We start from the raw sequence: 17,190 nt of genomic DNA, 5'->3' as shown, positions 1-17,190 counted from the left end.
ATATCGATTTGATCGCCGCGTACCGCGTTGCCGGCCAACACCCCGACCAACGTCGGTTGCCCCGTCGTTACCCGCCCTATATCAATAGCGCGACTCCACTTGAAGAAAATCCAAAGGGGCAACCGTATGACACGACTCCGCTACGCGGTGGTGATCCCGGCGATCGCCGGCACCCTGCTGGCCGGGTTCACGCCTGCGTTCGCAGGTCAGGAGGCCGCGGCGGCCAAGCTGCCGCGGAACTCCACGAACATCCCGGTGCAGTACGCGAACCAGAAGCTGGACTGGCACAAGTGCGCAGTCCCCTCCGAGCTGCCGACGGCCCCGCCCGCGGGCGCCGAGGACATGGAGTGCGCGACCTACAAGACGCCGCGCAACTGGTACCAGGCGAACGCCCAGATCGACCTGACCATCGCCGTCAGCCGCCTGAAGGCGACCGGCGACGCGACGGCCAGCGTCGTCACCAACCCCGGCGGCCCCGGCGCGCCCGGCCGGAACTTCCCGGCGCGGCTGCGCAACCAGCCGAAGCTGCGGGAGCACCAGGAGATCGTCGGGTTCGACCCGCGCGGCACCGGCAAGAGCACGAACATCACGTGCGGCGGCGCCATCGGCACCGGCTCGGACCTGGACCCGCGTGACCGCGACCGCGCGAACCTGAACCTGATCCTGCAGGCGACGAAGTACGCCGCGCAGTCGTGCCAGGTGAAGTCCGGCGAGCTCGGCCCGCTGATCAACACCGACCAGACGGTCAAGGACATCGACCTGCTGCGCGTGCTGCTCGGCCGCGACAAGATCAACTGGGTCGGCTACTCCGCGGGCACCTGGATGGGCGCGCACTACGCCCAGGCCTACCCCGCGCGCACCGGCCGGTTCGTGCTCGACTCCTCGACGGAGTTCACGACGACCTGGCAGAAGTCGTTCGACTGGCAGCCGCTCGGCTTCGAGCGCCGCTTCCGGTCCGACTTCCTCCCGTGGGTGGCGAAGTACGACAAGCTCTACCACTTCGGCACCACCGGCGAGGCGGCCCGCCAGACCTACGAGCAGGTCCGCTACGCCCTGACCCAGGGCGCGGTCACCCTGCCCGACGGTTCGAGCGTGTCGGCCAACGGCCTGGACGCCTTCATCGCGTCGCAGATCTACTCGAAGCGCGCCTTCCCGGCGCTGGCCGACTACCTGGTCAGCGTCCGCACGCTGACCCAGGGCGGCGCTTCGTCGCAGGCCAAGGCCGCGGCCGCGCAGAAGGTCAAGGCCGGCGACACGAGCACCACCACCTTCGGCCCGCAGCCGCTGATGGTGCCGAGCGACGGCGACTCGTACGACGCCAGCTTCTGGAGCATCCCCTGCAACGAGGGTCCGTGGACCGGCACGACGAACAGTGCCATCAAGGACTCGCAGAAGCTGATCGACAAGCAGCAGCCGCTGCTGGGCGCCGGCTGGTTCATCCAGCCGTGCCTGTTCTGGAAGAAGACCCCGGCGCCGCTGCCCGTGCTGGACGGCAAGGGTGTCCCGCCGGTGCTGATCGTCGAGTCGGAGCACGACCCGGCGACGCCGATCGAAGGCGCGCGCCGCGCGCACAAGGCGTTCGCGGGTTCGCGGATGCTGACGATCACCGGCGAGGGTGACCACGGGATCTACGCCGGCGGCAACGCGGGTGTGGACAAGGTCGTGGAGGCCTACCTGGTCGACGGTGTTGTGCCGAACGACCAGAGCCTGCCCGGTGTGGCACTTCCGGTGCCTCCGGGCGCCTGACGCCACCAGGTGTTGTGGAAGCCCCGCCGAACTCCGGTTCGGCGGGGCTTTTCCACACCTGTGCACAGAGTTGTCCACAGGCAGTGGATAACTACTGGTATTAGAATTGGTTTCATGGTGCGAGTACCGCTGACGGAGGAAGAGCGCGAGCGAGGCGAACGCCTCGGTCAGGCGCTGCGGACGGCGCGGGCCGGCCGGAGCATGGTCGACGTCGCGGGGGAAGCCGGCATCTCGGTCGAGACGCTCCGCAAGATCGAGACCGGCCGCATCCCGACACCGGCGTTCTTCACGGTCACGGCCATCGCGGACGCCGTCGGCCTGCCGCTGGACGAGCTGCGCGCGGCCGTCGCGCCGGCCCCGTCACCACCGCTTTCGCAGGCCAGCTAGGTGCAGTTGGCCCTCGGGCGTTGCCTAGCCTTGGCGTAGCTGCGTCAGGATGTGGTCGCGGTCGTTGAGGAACGCGCAGCCCGCTACCGGCAGGTCGTAGCTGTTCAGCAGCTTCTCGAAGTCCGACAGCTCGTCGGCCGAGAACTTCAGGTCCACCTTGGCCGCGTGTGCGGCCAGGACGTCCGCCAGCTCTTCCCACTCGCCTGACCACAGCAGCGTGCGGTAGTGCGTGAAGTCCTCGGGGGAGAGCCGGTCGCCGAGCATCGTGAGGACGCTGTCGGCGAAGAAGCTGATGCGGTTCTCCTTGAGGTCGGCGACCGTCGGGTTCGCCGGGTCGCGGGCCGCGTCCGGGTTGCGGGTCACGCCGGGGCCCGCCACCGGGTAGGCCGTGTGCACGTACCCGTTCTCCTCGACCAGCACGACGATGTGCACGTTGAACCGCTCGCCGGCACACCGCCAACGGCCGTTCCGCTGCTGCCGCCGGGCCTCGCTCGGGTCGTTCGCGACGTCCTTCACCACCGAGATGATGTGCTCGTCGTTCCAGCCCGGCGGGAACTCGCTGGTCGCCCGGCGCCCCACCCCTGACGCGTGTCCGCCACCCATGACTGCTCCATTCGTCGCATCGAGGGTAGGTCAAATGCGCAAAGAAAGCAGCACGATCCCGATAACCTGCAGGTCGAGCCCGCGGAAGAGCTGGCGGACGAGGTTGGCGGGCATCGGGCCCATCGGGGTGTCCACGAACGCCGGGTTGCCGTAGTCGACGGCCTTGCGGGTGACCGTGCGCAGGATCGAAAGCACCGACAGCGGCACCGCGAGCCACGCCGGCCCGGCGAACGACGTCCCGGCCGCCAGCGTGACGCCGTACAGCACCACCGCCCACAGCAGGCCGACGCCGGCGAGCACCAGGCCGTTCGCCAGCACCAGGTCGCGGTCCGGGGAGCCCAGCCAGCGGCGACGTCCCGGGTTGCGCCACAGCTCGCCGAGCCCGGCGCTGAACGGCGTCAACGCGAGGTACGCGCCGAGGCCGACGAGGACCGGGCCCGGCAGCGTCGGCAGCGCGATGTGCGCGACGACGATCGCGAAGCCGACCAGCACGGCCGCGCCCGCGTACTTGGTCCGGCCGACGGTTTCCGCCACGGCCAGCCGCAGCGGCGTCGGCCGGCGCACGGAGATCCGCCCGACCGGCGCCGACGGCGGGAGCAGCATCATCGGGTCGAGGAAGGTGACGGCGACCGAGCGCAGCACCCGGCCCTCCCAGCCGGCGAGCAGCGCCGACCGGCCCGCGCGCGTCACCGGCTCGCCGCCGAACGCCAGCGGCAGGGCCGCGACGACCACGCCGGCCGCGACGAACTCCACCGTGGCGGCGCCGAGGTGGAACGCGGCGATCGCCAGCCCGAGCACCGCCAGCACCAGCGGGCCGGCCGCGTCGAACCACAACGCCGTCCGACGCGCCGTCACGTACGCGATCACGGCGGTCGCCGCGACGACGGCGATCCCCGCGCGCCACTCGTCGAGCCCGCCGCCGCCGACCGCGAGCAGCAGCGCGGCCAGGTAACCGGTCACCGCCACGACGCCGGTCCACGCGCCGAGCAGCCGCAGCGCGACCACGCGGCCGCGGTCCACAGGGGCGAAGTCCAGCCAGGTCAGTTCGGCCGGCTCGACCCAGGCGAACCCGCGGCGCAGCAGGCCGCGCCAGCCGACCGCGCAGCACAGCGTCAGCAAGCCGAGGACGGCCGGGAAGTCCACTCGCGACGAGCCGTAGACCGCCGGGCGCCAGCCGTCGACGTGGAAGAACGCCGTGAAGAGGAACCCGAAGCCGAACAGGAAGACGAACGACGCCGTGTCGCCGCTGAAGATCCCGCCGAAGCGCTTGCGGCCCGGGATCTTCATCCGCCGCGGCGCGACGGTCACCACAGTTCGAGCACGCTGTCCGCGGCCTCCAGCAGCGGCGGGTGGTGGGTGGCCACCACGACCGCCGCGCCGGCCGCCGTCGACCGGGCGATCACCTCGACCAGCCACTCCTTGCCCGCGGTGTCCAGCGCGCGCTCCGGCTCGTCGAGCAGCAGGACGCGGTGCGGCCGCGCGGTGACGCCGAGCAGCAGCAACCGACGGCGCTGGCCGGCGGAGAAGTGCCCGGACGTGACGTGCATGCGTTCACCGAGGCCCGCGTCGCGCAGCAGGTCCTGGTGGTCGCCGAGGTCGGCGCCGAACGTGCCGGAGAGCAGGTCGAGGTGCTGCAACGGGGTCAGCTCGGCGAAGAAGTCGGAGTCGTCGAACAGCACCGACACCTTCCGCCGGAACTCGACGTCCCGCTCGTCGGGCAGCTTGCCGTCCACCAGCACGCGGCCCCGCTGCGGCCGCTGCATGCCGTAGAAGCAGCGCATCAACGTCGACTTGCCGACTCCGTTCGGCCCGACGATCGCGGCGACCTCACCGGCGTCGACGCTGAAGTCGAGGTCGTCGAACAGCCAGATGTCGCCGGCGCGGACGCCGATCCCCTTCGCGTCGATCATCGGAGCGCTTCGAGGACCGGGGCGAACTGGGCCATGTTGTGCTCCAGGACGGTGAAGTAGGTCAGCCCGAACCGCTCGCGGTGCGCGTGGAGCTGCTCGGCGACCGCGGCGGGTGGGCCGACCAGCGCGGTCGGGACTCTGGCGAGCTGCTCGGCGCTCAGCACGCCGTGCGTCAGCTTCGCGAGGTCCTCGAGCGCGCCCGCGCGGTCTTCGGTGATCTTCACGAAGTGGCAGAGCAGGTTGAACTCCACCTCGCGGTCGCCGAGCTTCGATCGGACGAACTCGACGCGCTCCCCGATGTCCTCGGCACTCGCCGGGACCAGCGCGCCGGCGTCCGGCGACTTGGCCGTGCCGGTGAAGCCGATGATGTCGGCGTGCTCGGCGGCGAGGGTCAGGATCCGGTCGCCGCGGCCGCCGAGCAGCAGCGGCGGGCCTTCCGGACGCGCCGGCGCGGGCTTGTGCTCCGGGTCGGCGTAGGACCGCTTGAGCTCGAGGATCGTGCGTTCGAGGTGGTCGACGCGCTCGCGGGCGGACGGGAACGGCAACCCGGCGGCCTCGAACTCCTCCTTGACGTACCCCGCGCCGAGCCCCAGCTCCAGGCGGCCGTCGGTGAACCGGTCGGTGCCCGTGACGTCGCGGGCGAGCAGCACCGGGTTGTAGAACGGCGTGTTGAGCACGTAGGTGTTGAGCTTGACGCGTGAAGTGACCTCGCCGGCGAGCACGAGCGCCGGGAACGGCGGCGCCAACCCGAGGTGGTCGGCCGCGGACACGACGTCGAAGCCGAAGTCCTCGGCCTGGCGGCACTTCCCGACCCACGCGGCGCGACTGTCCGGCACGACCATGTTCACGCCGAAGCGGAAGTCCCCAGTCATAGGGACACGGTACTCAGCGGAGCTTTTCGATCACCGGGGCCAGCCTGGTCAGGTCGTCCTCGATCACCGTGAAGTAGCTGATGCCGAGCGTCTCGCGCGTGCGCAGCAGTTGCTCGGCCGCCGCTTCCGCCGAGCCGATGAGGACGGTGGGCAGCTCGCCCAGCTCGCCGACGTCGAGGTGCGGCACGAGCCGGTGGGCCTCTTCGAGCGCCGTCTGCCGGTCGTCGGTGATCCGGACGAGGTGGACCATCAGGTTGAGCTCGGTGTCACGACCGCCGAGCGCCCGCTTCACGAAGTCGACGCGCTCGGCGACCGCGGCGGGACCGGCCAGGGCCAGCCGTCCCTCGGCCGCGCCGGGCGCGGTGCCGGTGAAGGCGATGGTGTCGGCGTGCTCGGCGGCGAACTCCAGCATCCGGTCGCCGCGGCCGCCGAGCAGCAGCGGCGGCCGGGGGCGACCCGCGTACGCGCGCTCGATCTCGGCGACCACGCGCTTCAGCCGCGCGAACCGCTGCCCGGGTGTGCCCCACTCGATCCCGGCGGCCTCGAACTCCGCGCGGACGTAACCCGCGCCGATCCCGATCTCGAGGCGGCCGCCGGTGAACTCGTCGAGCCCGGTGAGGTCGCGGGCCAGCAGCACAGGGTTGTGGAAGCTCGCGTTGAGCACGTAGGTGTTCAGCTTGACGCGCTCGGTCGCTTCGGCCGCCAGCAGCAGCGCCGGCACCGGCGCGACCCGCCCGAGGTGGTCGACCACGCCGACGACGTCGTAACCGAGATCCTCGGCCTGGCGGCACTTCGCCACCCACTCGGCCCGTGAGCCGGGCGCCACCAGCGCCACCCCGAAGCGGAACGGTCTCATGGGGCGAACCTACCTGCAGACATCAAGAAGGGGACGTCCACACGGGACGTCCCCTTCTCGGCAGAGAGACTCAGGCGAGGCGCTGGGCCAGCGCGTCGAGCTCGTCACGCAGCGACGTCGGCACGGTGTCGCCGATCTTGTCGAACCACTCCTCGATCAGCGGCAGCTCCGCGCGCCACTCCTCGGGCTTGACGTCGAGAGCGGCCTGGATGTCCTCGAGCGACTCGGTGAGGCCCTCGGTGTCGAGGTCCTCGGCGCGCGGCACGAAGCCGATCGGCGTCTCGACCGCGTTGCCCTTGCCCTCGACGCGGTCGACGACCCACTTCAGGATGCGCGAGTTCTCGCCGAAGCCCGGCCACAGGAAACGGCCGTCGTCGCCGCGGCGGAACCAGTTGACGTAGAAGATCTTCGGCAGCTTGTTCGCGTCGGCGTTCTTGCCCAGCGTCAGCCAGTGCTTGAAGTAGTCGGCGGCGTGGTAGCCGAGGAACGGCAGCATCGCCATCGGGTCGCGGCGCACGTTGCCGACCGCGCCGGCGGCCGCGGCCGTCGTCTCCGACGACATGGTGGCGCCCATGAAGACGCCGTGCTGCCAGTCGCGGGCCTCGTTGACCAGCGGCACCGTGGTCTTGCGGCGGCCGCCGAACAGGATCGCCGAGATCGGCACGCCCTTGGGGTCGTCCCACTCGTCGGCGAGGATCGGGCACTGCGACATCGGCGTGCAGTAGCGCGAGTTCGGGTGCGCGGCCTTCTCGCTCGATTCCGGCGTCCACTCCTGGCCCTTCCAGGAGGTGGCGTGCTCGGGCTGGTTCTCCATGCCCTCCCACCAGATGTCGCCGTCGTCGGTCAGGGCGACGTTCGTGAAGACCGTGTTGCCCTGCTCGATGGTGCGCATGGCGTTCGGGTTGGTGTGCCAGTCGGTGCCCGGCGCGACGCCGAAGAAGCCGAACTCCGGGTTGACCGCGTAGAGCCGGCCGTCTTCGCCGAAGCGCATCCAGGCGATGTCGTCACCGAGGGTCTCGGCGCGCCAGCCCGGGATGGTCGGCTGCAGCATCGCGAGGTTGGTCTTGCCGCAGGCGCTCGGGAACGCCGCCGCGACGTAGTGGACCTTGTCCTCGGGGGAGATCAGCTTGAGGATCAGCATGTGCTCGGCGAGCCAGCCCTCGTCGCGCGCCATCACCGAGGCGATGCGCAGCGAGTAGCACTTCTTGCCGAGCAGCGAGTTGCCGCCGTAACCCGAGCCGTAGCTCCAGATCGCGCGCTCCTCCGGGAAGTGCGAAATGTACTTCGTTTCGTTGCACGGCCAGGAAGAGTCCTTCTGACCGGGCTCGAGCGGCGCGCCGACGGAGTGCAGCGCGGGCACGAATTCGCGCTCGCTGCCGTCCGGCCCGACGAACTTGTCGAGGGCGGCGCGGCCGGCGCGGGTCATCACGCGCATCGAGGCGACAACGTAGGCGAAATCGGTGATTTCGATACCCAGCTTGGGATTCTCGTCGGCGAGCGGGCCCATGCAGAAGGGGATGACGTACATCGTGCGGCCGCGCATCGAGCCCCGGAAGAGCTCGGTCATGGTGGCCTTCATCTCGGCCGGGTCGGTCCAGTTGTTGGTGGGACCGGCGTCCTCGGGACGCTCCGAACAGATGAAGGTCCGGTCCTCGACGCGGGCGACGTCGTTGGGGTCGGAGGTGGCCCAGAAGGAGTTCGGCTTCGACTTGAGCTGCACGAACGTGCCGGCTTCGACGAGCTCCTGGTTGATCCGGGCGGCTTCTTCGTCAGACCCGTCGACCCACACCACGCGGTCCGGGGTGGTCAGTTCGGCGACCTCCCGGACGAAGGACAGCACGCCGGTGTGCGTCGTCGGCGCGGTGTCCAGTCCGGGGATGGCGACTGCGGTCATCTCTGCTCCTGACTTCCGACGACAAATGAGCCCGCTCGGAACGGCTGTGTTCCGGAGCGGGCTGCGTTGCCGGCGACCGAATGGCTTCGCACACCGGCTGGCGAAGCCGGTGTGCGTTTTTTGGGATTCCCCGAGAGTAGCCGCATGACCGGCAGGTAACCGAGAGCTGACGTGTACGTTCTCTCACAAGAACGATAAGGGAATCGATTCAGACGTCACCGGATCGGTGCATTCGCAGTAAATCTTGCGGTGGGCGGCCTCACACCCGTGACCTGCTTGTTTTCATTTGCGACATGAAAAAAGCCCGGCGCGCGTGCGCCGGGCTTTCAAACTGTGACCTGGGTAACGTTTCAGTTGGGCGAGATCCACTGCCCGGTGCCGGAGTCGATGTGCGCGACGCCCTCGAGCGTCTGCGTGCCGGCGCCGCCCCACTCGGCGTCACCCGCGGGGTCGCCGATCTGCTGGTCGCTGCCCGAATCCAGCAGTCCACTGGAGACCTCGGTCCACTGGCCGGGGCCGCTGTGCTCGAACGTCGTGGACGTGCCGTCGGCGTCGACCTGCACCGCGATGTCCGCTTCGCCGTCGCCGTCCTTGTCGGTGAAGGCGATGGTGCCGCCGCTCTTCGTCTCGACGACGGCGGTGTCGTTGTGTCCGTCGTGGTCGGTGTCGATGGTCGCCGCCCCCGCGTCGACCTCACCGTCCGGCATGTCCGCGTGGATGTGGCCGCCGGAGCTGTCCTCGTGGCCGGTGCCGGAGTCGGAGTCGTCGTGGCCCCCGCCTTCCGACTGGATCCACTCGCCGCTGGCCTCGTCGTAGACGGCCTGCTCGACGACGTGTCCCGTCTCGTCGAGGACGGCGTACTGGTCGGCTTGGCCGTCGTGGTTCGTGTCGATGAAGGCCTGGGCCGTGCCGTCGTCGTGTTCGACGATCGCGGTGTCGTTGACGCCGTCGTCGTTCACGTCGTAGTTGACCTCGGCCTGGTACTCCTGGCCGTCGACGTGCACGGTCATCGCCTCGGCACCACTGGCGTCGGTGTCGCTGCCGCCACTCTCGTCGACCCACATGGGACTTCCCCCTTCGAACCGGGTAACGCCGTTCTCCGACCTGCTGTCTGAGGGTATGACTCACCGTAGGCCGGTTCGGTTCCCCACCACAACCGGACGCGCGCTCAGGCCGGCTTGTCCCGCAATGCCCGGATCCGGGTCAGGAACGCTTCGGCCCGGTCACGGCCGTCGCTGACTTCTTTCAGCCGCTTCGAGACGATCGCGATCTTCTTCGCCCGTTCCTGGGCGCCCATCTTGATCGTCTTGTCGACTTCCTTCAGCTCGGCCTCGATCGCGTCGATGCGCCGGCCGAGGGCCTCGTCCAGGGCCATCGACAGCTGCTGCTCGGCCTCGATGAGCTGCTCGGCGACGAGCTGGTCGAGCGTCGAGCGGGCGTCCGCGATGGCTTCGACGAGCCACTGCTTCATGTGCTGCTTGTCGGCCGCGTGCTTGCGCGTGCGGGCCATCCACCAGCCCGCGCCGAGGCCGATGATGATCGTCACCGGCAGCACCACCGGGTTGAGGATCGCGACGCCGGCCAGCGGCAGCGCGGCCACCTTGCCCGCACCGACGCCGCCCGAGATGCCCATGAAGACGAGCAGTTTGTCCTCGGCCGTCGGCGGTTTCTTGTCCGGCGGGCGCAGCACGACCGGCGGCCCGCCGGCGCGCGCGAACTGCGCGCGGATGACGTCCAGTTCCTCCGGCGAGAACAGCTCCGACAGCGAGACGTTCGTGACCTGGTTGAGCCGCTGGGAAAGCAGCATCGAGATCCGCTGCGACGTCGTCTGCAGCGCGATGTCGACCTGCTGCGGCAACGCGGTCAGCTCGTCGCGCTTCGCGGCATCGATCAGCTGCCGGAAGTGGGTCTGCGCGTCCCGCATCTGGCGGCTGCTCTCGTGCAGCACCTCGACGCGGGTGCGCTGCACCTCGCCCCGCAGCTTCAGCTGCCAGCCGCGGGTCGACGTCCGGCGTTCGGCCTGCAGCTGGTCACGGCGTTCGCGCAGCTGCTCGGCCTCGGCCTCGCCCGCCGACAGCGCCCGGCTCTCGGCCTGCAGCTTCGCCTTGAGCACGGCGAGCGCGCTGGACAACGCGCGCAGCGTGTTGGCCTCGCCGAGCATCGCCGAGCGGCCGACCAGCAGCTCCTGCAACGCCGTCTGGACGCTTGCGATGCCGGACTTCTCCCGCAGCATCGCGGCCATCTGCTCGTTGGGCGCCTTCGCGGCCGTCTCGAACATCCGCGGCGACACCGCGTGGAACACGGCGTCGGCGAAGCGGGGCGCGTGCTCGGCCAGCAGCTGCCGGTCGGCCGCCAGCACCTCGCGCCAGCCGCGGAACATGTCCACCTTGGTCAGCGCGAACACCACGGTTTCGACGCGCTCGCCGACGTCGCGCAGGAACTGCAGCTCGGTCGAGGTGAACGGCGCGGACGCGTCGACGACGAACAGCAGCGCCGTCGCGCCCGCGGCGGCCTCCTTGGCCAGCTCGCCGTGCATCGAGTCGAGCCCGCCGACGCCGGGGGTGTCGACCAGCGAAAGCCGTTCGAGCAGCGGCACCGGGCCGGTGACCTCGACGTAGCGCGGCGGGATCTGGCCCGGCGGCAGCTCGTGCGCGGCCGACACCCAGTTGATCAGCTGGCCGAGGTCGATCGGCACCGGTGCCAGCTGGCCGGGGTAGCAGGCCTGCGCGCCCCAGGTCTCCGCGTGGTCGAACACGAGGTAGGTGGCGGTGGCGACGTCGGCGTCCACAGGGGACAGTCCCGGTCGCGCGAGCAGGGCGTTGACCAGGGAGCTCTTGCCGCGGTTCGTCTCGCCGACGACCACGACGGCCGGCTTCTTCGGCCGCGCCTTCCGGATGGCGTCGACCCACCTGGCGGCGTCGGGGTCGGCGTCGCGGACGACGGTCAGCAGCTGGTCACGGGCCGCCTGGACCTGCGCGGGCAGGCTCGGCGCGGTGGGTGCGCTCACGGGGTCTTCTTCGCGTAGACGATGACGATCGGGGCACGCAGCAGGCGGTCGTGGTCGGCGAAGCCGGTGACCTCGGTTTCCGCGACGACGCCGTCCAGCGACGGGTCTTCGGTCGGCAGCGCGCCGCCGGCTTCGTGCCGGGCCGGGTCGAACCGCTCGCCGTCGGGCCGCAGGGCCTGGACGCCGATCGCGGCCAGCCCCTCTTCGAGCCGTTCGACAACACCGCCGCTGCGGGCGCGATCCAGTGCGTACAAGCACATCTGGATCAAGGCCTGGCGATCGGCGAGTGCGTGCTCTAGGTCGATCGGGGAGGTGATGACCGGCTGCAAGGGGTGCACATCGGTGTCCGACGCCGGCTTCGCGCCGTCGGTTCCCTTCTCCGCGTCGGCCTCTTCGATGATCTGCGCGATGCTCAGCGCCGGGATCTGGCCGGTGGGCGTCTCGTCGGCATCCACCACGCCGTCCTTCCGAAACCACGCCACCCGCACCACCCCGTCCGGCTCACCGCAGATTCCACCAGTTTGGAGCACTCAGACGCCATCCGGGGGCGAAACCGGGCGAAGGAACCGGATCAAGATCGTCCGGAGGACCGCGAGTTCGGCCGCGGTGTCGACGTCGGGGTCGAACGCCGCCCGCGTGATCAGCGCGTCGGCGAGGGCGGCGACCCAGCCCGCCGCGGCGTGCGGCGGGACGCCGGGGTCGATCAGCCCGGCGGCCACGGCCCGCTCGATCAAGACGGCGAGGCCGTCGGCCAGCGCGCGTTCGTTGCGCCGGATCAGCGCGGCGAACTCGTCGTCGCGCGCGGCCTGCGCGGCGGCCTCGAGCACCAGCCGGGCGATGGCGGGGTGCGCGACCTCGGCCGCCAGCGCGAGCGCGACGTCGAGCAGCGCGGTCCACGGGTCGGGCGCCTCGGCCGCCGCGGCGAGCCGTTCGGCCGTGTCGCGGGCGTCCTCCTCGAAGATCGCGGTGAACACCGCGCGCTTGGTGGGGAAGTAGTGGAAGAGGCTGCCGGAGCTGATGCCCGCGGCGCGGCAGATGTCCGCGGTCGTCGTCCGCTCCAGGCCCTTCTCGGCGAAGCACCCGGCGGCGGCGTCGACGATCGCCCGGCGCTTGGCCGCGTGCTTCGCGGGGTCGACCGTTCTCATCGCTCGGCCGGCGGTTCGTCGAGCCAGGGGTAGCCGTGTTCGGCGAACGCCCTGGCCAGCTCGGGCCCGCCGAGGTCGGTCTTCTCGCGGGCGATCTCCCGGCCGTCGACGGTGTGCAGGACGAGCTCCTTGCCGTCGAGGTAGACGGCGTCCAGCTCGGCTTCGATGCGCCGTGTCTTCTCACCGCGGACCAGCGTGACGCGGGCCGGCGACACCGTGACGACCAGCCGGTCGTGCGCCCAGATCACCGCGAACGCGAACCCGAGCACCAGGCCGCCGGCGACGGCGGCGAGCGTCGCCCACGGCTGCGGCAGCTTCGTGAGCACCTTGAACACACCCTGGAACGGGAAGGCCGGCAGGCCGGTGACCCACGCGGCGATGGCCCACACCCCGACGCCCAGCGCGGCGCCCGCCAGCGGGCAGCCGACCCAGGACCCGGTGCGCAGCCACGACGGCTCGTCGACGGTCGTCTCCATGCCGTCCATTATCAGACCGCGCGCTCGGTTTATGAAAGCCGGGGGTCAGACCAGCTCGTTGATGACCTCGCGGAGCTTGGCCTCCAGCCCCGGGCCGTCCTCGGCGAACCGGGACGAGACCAGCAGCTGGTCGTCGGCCGTGCGCAGGCAGATCGAGCCGGCCACGGAGATCTCGATGACGTTCAGCCGGAACGGGTACGCGCGCCGCCCCTGCCGGACCTCGGCCTCCCGCACGAGCTGACCGAGCCGCTCGCCGGCGACGATCTGGCGCCGGTAGAAGCCGGGCGCCCACGGGGTCGTGCCCGACGGCTCGCCCGCCCCGCGCAGCGCCGGGCCGCGCGCGTTGGCGAAGTGCCGGGACGCGGCCGGGGCGAAGTACTCGATCGCCTGGCGCATCGCCGAATCGTGGGCGAGCGCGGGCCTGCCGTAGCGGTTGCGCGGGCTGCGCGGATCCGGGTCCACGCGGCCGCGCAGGAACGCGAGGAGGTCGTTCCACCAGTCCGCCCACTGCTCCTGGACGGCGGCGCGGTCGATCTCCGGCGGGACGTGCACCGGGACTTGCGGCTCCACCGGCGGCAGGACCTGTCCTTCGGAAACGGACAGCGCCAAGGCGTCACGGATGTACAGCGCGACGTCGATCTCCGTCTCGCTGCTCCAGCCCGCTCGCCAGGATGTCGTGTTCTCCAGCTGCACGCTTTCCACAGTACGCGGAAAAGCCGCTTCTCCAGGAGAAGTCGGCAACGTGAAACAAGCGTCAGGCCTGTGGCTCGCGCACCTGCTGCCAGATCAGGAAATATGCACGGTGCACCACGTGCGCAACGCGGCTCTGCGCGGGCGTCGCGCCGAACGACGCGAAGGACCGCCACCAGCCCGCGCGCTCCAGCGCGTGCGCGGCCAGCTCCGGCCGGGGCGCGCCCGGCTTGCCGAGCTGGGCGCCGATGTCGGCGTTGCTGCCCACCCGCAGCACCTCTTCGGAGAGGTCTTCGGGCATGTCGACGGCGCCGGAGGCGACCAGCGTCAGCGCTTCGAGCAGCCGCAGCTGGTGGGCCTCGGGCTTGGCGAGCAGCACCTCGATGGCGTCGTGCACGCGCTGGCGCTCGGCCGGATCGCCGGAGGCGTGCGCGAGCGCGGTGACCGACGCGAGCGCCGCGGCCGCCTTGATCCCGTCGGCGCGGGCGGCGAACACGATCGACAGCCGCTGCCGCACGGCTTCCAGGCCCGACGCGTCCAGCAGAGACCGCCGCAGCGCGCCCGCCGTGATCTCCGGTTCCTTGCGGATGACGTCGACGGCGTGCGAGACGCCGAACAGGTCGAGCTTCTCCAGCAGGCGCAGCCGGGTGCCGGCCGGGACGTCGCACTCCCAGCTGGTGAAGATGTCGGCCGAGATCAGCATGGTCTGCAGGACGTCGTCGTCGAGGTCGGCCAGCGCCCGCAGCGCCTCGGCGTCGGCGGAGGTGAAGCCGCCCGACTCGGCGGACTCCGCGATCAGCCCGATCACCGGCAGCACGTCGGCGACGCGCGGCTTGAGCGTCGAAGCCTGCTTCTCCGAGAGGATCGTCGCGGCCTTCCAGATGTCGCCGTCGGAGCCCTCGACCGACTCGGGCGCGATGGTGTCGGCCTTGTTCAGGACGGCGATGGCGTTGACCGGGCCGGCCTCGCGGCTCGCGGTGGCCGCGGTGAACGCGGCGAGCGCCTGCTGGTCGTCGGCGCGGACGCCCTGGGTGACGACGTAGAGGACGGCCTCGGCGCCGGCGACGGCGTTGCGCGAGGTGTCGTCGAGGTCGTCGGAGCCCTCTTCGTCGTCTTTGCGGTGCTTCGCGGCGCCGAGGAGCAGCTCGGTGCGCGACACCGACGCGGCGTCGAGCGAGCCGAGGCCGGGGGTGTCGATCACCGTCATGCCCTGCAGGACGGCGTTGGTCAGGTAGGCCTCGATGTGCGAGACCTTGGTGATGTCGACGCCCAGCTCGGCCGGGATCATCCCGTCCGAGGCGAACGGGAGCACCTGCTTGCGGCCGTCGGTGAAGACGATCTCGACGCGGTCCACCGTGCCGTACTGGAAGCGGGTCACCAGCCGGGTGCACTCGCCGATGTCGGTCGGCGCGACCCGGCGCCCGATCAGGGCGTTGACCAGCGTGGACTTGCCCGACTTGATCCGCCCGGCGACGGCCACCTGCAGCGGCGCGCCGAGCCGGCGCAGCACCTCGGCGAACCCGGCCGACGTCCGCGCGGACACCTGCGACTGAAGGCGGTGGCACAGGTTGGCCACGGACATCGACAGCGGACCGGCGAGCCGGCCCTGCTCCGGTGACGTCACGGCCCCCAGCCCTCCCGTCGTACGGACAACCCCGGGAATCGTCCCACGAGCCTCATCCCTGGGTCGCACCGAAGGTGGTACCGGCGACCGACGCGGGATCCGCGGGCCGGGACCTAGTGTTGCCTGGTGCGACGGCTGAGTCTCTGGATGCGTGCCCACCCCATGGCGGGCGACTCGGTGCTGGCCGTCCTGCTCGGGCTGTTCGACCTGATGCTCTTCGCCGCCGACGGCTTCGCCGAGGTGCCCGAACTGCCGCCCTGGTACGTCGGGATCCCGGTGATCATCGCGATGGTGACGCCGCTGGTGTTCCGGCGGAAGTCGCCGCTGTGGTCGGCGTACGTCGTGCTGGTGATCAGCATCGTGCACGCGGCGCTGATGCTCGGCATCGGCAGCGCGGCCGGGCTGGCGATGAGCATCTACTCCGTCGTCGTCTACGCCGGACGGCGCCAGGGCGTGGTGTTCGTCGGCGCGGTCGTGGTCGCGTCGGCCGTCCAGCTGCTGATCGAGCAGTCCGGGGACATCCTCATCGCGGTGCTGTTCCTGGCGTTCGGCATCGCGCTGTGCTGGACGCTCGGCGAGTTCGTCGGGGCGCGCCGCGCCTACGACGTGGAAGTGGAGGCGAGGTTGCACCTGCTCGAAACCGAACGCGACCAGGCCACCCGGATCGCGGTGGCCGAGGAACGCGGCCGCATCGCGCGCGAGCTGCACGACGTCGTCGCGCACGCGGTCAGCGTGATGGTGGTACAGGCCGACGGCGCCTCGTACGCGATCCGCAGCAACCCCGAGCTCGCCCAGCGAGCCCTCCAGACGATTTCCGAGACCGGCCGCGGCGCGCTCGGCGAGCTGCGCGCGCTGCTCGACGTCCTGCGCAACGACCGCGCCGAAGGCGAGCCGCGCGTCCCGCAGCCGGACGCGCACGCCATCGCCGACCTGGCCGAGCGGATGCGCGCGGCGGGTGTGCCGGTGACGCTGGAGACCGACGAGCTCGGCGACCTGCCCGCCGGCGTGTCGCTCGCGGCGTACCGGATCGTGCAGGAGTCGCTGACCAACACGCTCAAGCACGCCGGGCGCGGCGCGACCGCGTCCGTGCGGCTGCACCGGACCGGCGACCTGGTCGAGGTCCTGGTGTCCGACGACGGCGCCGGCCGCCTCCCGCAGCTGATCCCCGCGGGCCGCGCCACGCCCCGGCTGGCCGTCCCGGGCGGCAACGGGCTGATCGGCATGCGCGAACGCGCCCACGTCTACGGCGGGACGCTCGAAGTCGGCCCGGCACCGGGTGGTGGGTGGCAGGTCCGCGCGGCGCTGCCGGTTAGGTTGGCGCAGTGATCCGTGTGGTGGTCGTCGACGACCAGGAACTGATGCGTGTCGGGTTCCGGATGGTGCTGGGCGCGCAGGAGGACATCGACGTCGTCGGCGAGGCCGGTGACGGCGCCCAGGCCATCCGGCTGGCCGAACAGCTGCGCCCCGACGTTGTCCTGATGGACGTCCGGATGCCGGTGCTCGACGGCGTCGAGGCGACGAAGAAGATCGTCGCCGACGGCACCGCGCGGGTGCTCGTGATGACGACGTTCGACCTCGACGAGTACGTCTACGCGGCGCTGCAGGGCGGGGCGAGCGGGTTCCTGCTGAAGGACACCCAGCCCGACCACCTGGTCTCGGCGTTGCGGGCGGTGGCTTCGGGCGACGCCGTCGTCTCACCGTCGGTGACGCGCCGGCTGCTGGACCGCTTCGTCGGCGCCGGCGGCACGCCGATGCGCGACACGGCCGAGCTGGACGTGCTCACCGACCGCGAGCGCGAGGTGCTCGTGCTGATCGCCAAGGGCATGTCGAACCTGGAGATCGCCGAGGCGCTGTTCCTCTCGGAGGCGACGGTGAAGACGCACGTCGGCCGGATCCTGGCGAAGCTGGACCTGCGCGACCGGGTGCAGGCGGTGGTGCTGGCCTACGAAACCGGCCTCGCCCGCCCCGGCCTCGCTTAGC

The 17,190-nt window shown here is 71.0% G+C and carries 17 protein-coding genes; 4 read left to right on the top strand and 13 right to left on the bottom strand.

What is annotated here, in order from left to right:
* Positions 1 to 126 precede the first annotated feature (126 nt).
* Both OG570_RS11795 and OG570_RS11790 read left to right on the top strand, forming a co-directional pair.
* Entirely contained in the window at positions 127 to 1,746 is a 1,620-nt protein-coding gene (locus OG570_RS11795; protein WP_326956512.1) for an alpha/beta hydrolase, read from the top strand.
* Positions 1,747 to 1,860: 114 nt separating this feature from the next.
* A complete protein-coding gene (locus OG570_RS11790) occupies positions 1,861 to 2,133 on the top strand; it encodes a helix-turn-helix domain-containing protein (protein ID WP_326956511.1) in 273 nt (90 codons plus the stop codon).
* A 24-nt stretch (positions 2,134 to 2,157) separates the two neighbouring features.
* Here OG570_RS11790 and OG570_RS11785 read toward each other — a convergent pair whose 3' ends face one another.
* From OG570_RS11785 to OG570_RS11725, 13 genes are all read right to left on the bottom strand, one after another.
* Positions 2,158 to 2,736, bottom strand: a complete 579-nt coding sequence (locus OG570_RS11785; RefSeq protein ID WP_326956510.1) for an EndoU domain-containing protein — start codon at positions 2,734 to 2,736, stop codon at positions 2,158 to 2,160.
* 30 nt (positions 2,737 to 2,766) lie between these two features.
* Positions 2,767 to 4,047, bottom strand: coding sequence for a hypothetical protein (locus OG570_RS11780; RefSeq protein WP_326956509.1), 1,281 nt, complete (start codon positions 4,045 to 4,047; stop codon positions 2,767 to 2,769).
* Positions 4,041 to 4,646, bottom strand: coding sequence for an ABC transporter ATP-binding protein (locus OG570_RS11775; RefSeq protein WP_247059500.1), 606 nt, complete (start codon positions 4,644 to 4,646; stop codon positions 4,041 to 4,043). Before OG570_RS11775 ends, OG570_RS11780 begins: the two co-directional genes overlap by 7 nt.
* Complete coding sequence (locus tag OG570_RS11770) at positions 4,643 to 5,518, bottom strand: TIGR03621 family F420-dependent LLM class oxidoreductase (protein ID WP_326956508.1); 876 nt, start codon at positions 5,516 to 5,518, stop codon at positions 4,643 to 4,645. Before OG570_RS11770 ends, OG570_RS11775 begins: the two co-directional genes overlap by 4 nt.
* A 13-nt stretch (positions 5,519 to 5,531) precedes the next feature.
* The gene (locus OG570_RS11765) at positions 5,532 to 6,374 is read right to left on the bottom strand and encodes a TIGR03621 family F420-dependent LLM class oxidoreductase (RefSeq protein WP_326956507.1); all 843 of its coding nucleotides are present in this window, start codon (positions 6,372 to 6,374) and stop codon (positions 5,532 to 5,534) included.
* 70 nt (positions 6,375 to 6,444) lie between these two features.
* Entirely contained in the window at positions 6,445 to 8,268 is a 1,824-nt protein-coding gene (locus OG570_RS11760) for a phosphoenolpyruvate carboxykinase (GTP) (protein WP_326945341.1), read from the bottom strand.
* A gap of 350 nt (positions 8,269 to 8,618) precedes the next feature.
* Positions 8,619 to 9,332 (bottom strand): hypothetical protein, encoded by a 714-nt coding sequence (locus tag OG570_RS11755; RefSeq protein WP_326945342.1) that lies wholly within the window; start codon positions 9,330 to 9,332, stop codon positions 8,619 to 8,621.
* Between the two features lie 104 nt (positions 9,333 to 9,436).
* On the bottom strand, positions 9,437 to 11,275 hold the full coding sequence (locus OG570_RS11750; RefSeq protein WP_326945343.1) for a dynamin family protein: 1,839 nt from the start codon (positions 11,273 to 11,275) through the stop codon (positions 9,437 to 9,439).
* Positions 11,272 to 11,613 carry a nucleotide exchange factor GrpE gene (locus OG570_RS11745; protein ID WP_442788314.1) on the bottom strand — a complete coding sequence of 114 codons (342 nt, stop codon included), beginning with the start codon at positions 11,611 to 11,613 and terminating at the stop codon, positions 11,272 to 11,274. Before OG570_RS11745 ends, OG570_RS11750 begins: the two co-directional genes overlap by 4 nt.
* 192 nt (positions 11,614 to 11,805) lie before the next feature.
* Complete coding sequence (locus tag OG570_RS11740) at positions 11,806 to 12,420, bottom strand: TetR/AcrR family transcriptional regulator (RefSeq protein ID WP_326956506.1); 615 nt, start codon at positions 12,418 to 12,420, stop codon at positions 11,806 to 11,808.
* Positions 12,417 to 12,896, bottom strand: coding sequence for a YqeB family protein (locus OG570_RS11735; RefSeq protein ID WP_326945346.1), 480 nt, complete (start codon positions 12,894 to 12,896; stop codon positions 12,417 to 12,419). Before OG570_RS11735 ends, OG570_RS11740 begins: the two co-directional genes overlap by 4 nt.
* Before the next feature lie 45 nt (positions 12,897 to 12,941).
* Positions 12,942 to 13,589: a hypothetical protein gene (locus OG570_RS11730; protein ID WP_326945347.1), complete on the bottom strand. Its 648-nt coding sequence runs from the start codon at positions 13,587 to 13,589 to the stop codon at positions 12,942 to 12,944.
* Positions 13,590 to 13,650: 61 nt separating this feature from the next.
* On the bottom strand, positions 13,651 to 15,168 hold the full coding sequence (locus OG570_RS11725) for a dynamin family protein (RefSeq protein ID WP_326959982.1): 1,518 nt from the start codon (positions 15,166 to 15,168) through the stop codon (positions 13,651 to 13,653).
* Positions 15,169 to 15,357: 189 nt separating this feature from the next.
* Here OG570_RS11725 and OG570_RS11720 point away from each other — a divergent pair, with 189 nt between their 5' ends.
* Both OG570_RS11720 and OG570_RS11715 read left to right on the top strand, forming a co-directional pair.
* On the top strand, positions 15,358 to 16,536 hold the full coding sequence (locus OG570_RS11720; RefSeq protein ID WP_442788313.1) for a sensor histidine kinase: 1,179 nt from the start codon (positions 15,358 to 15,360) through the stop codon (positions 16,534 to 16,536).
* Positions 16,533 to 17,189 carry a response regulator gene (locus tag OG570_RS11715; protein WP_247059510.1) on the top strand — a complete coding sequence of 219 codons (657 nt, stop codon included), beginning with the start codon at positions 16,533 to 16,535 and terminating at the stop codon, positions 17,187 to 17,189. Before OG570_RS11720 ends, OG570_RS11715 begins: the two co-directional genes overlap by 4 nt.
* Position 17,190 lies beyond the last annotated feature (1 nt).

This window comes from Amycolatopsis sp. NBC_01286 (assembly GCF_035982555.1).
GTDB lineage: Bacteria > Actinomycetota > Actinomycetes > Mycobacteriales > Pseudonocardiaceae > Amycolatopsis.
This window is presented reverse-complemented; position numbering and strand designations above follow the sequence as displayed.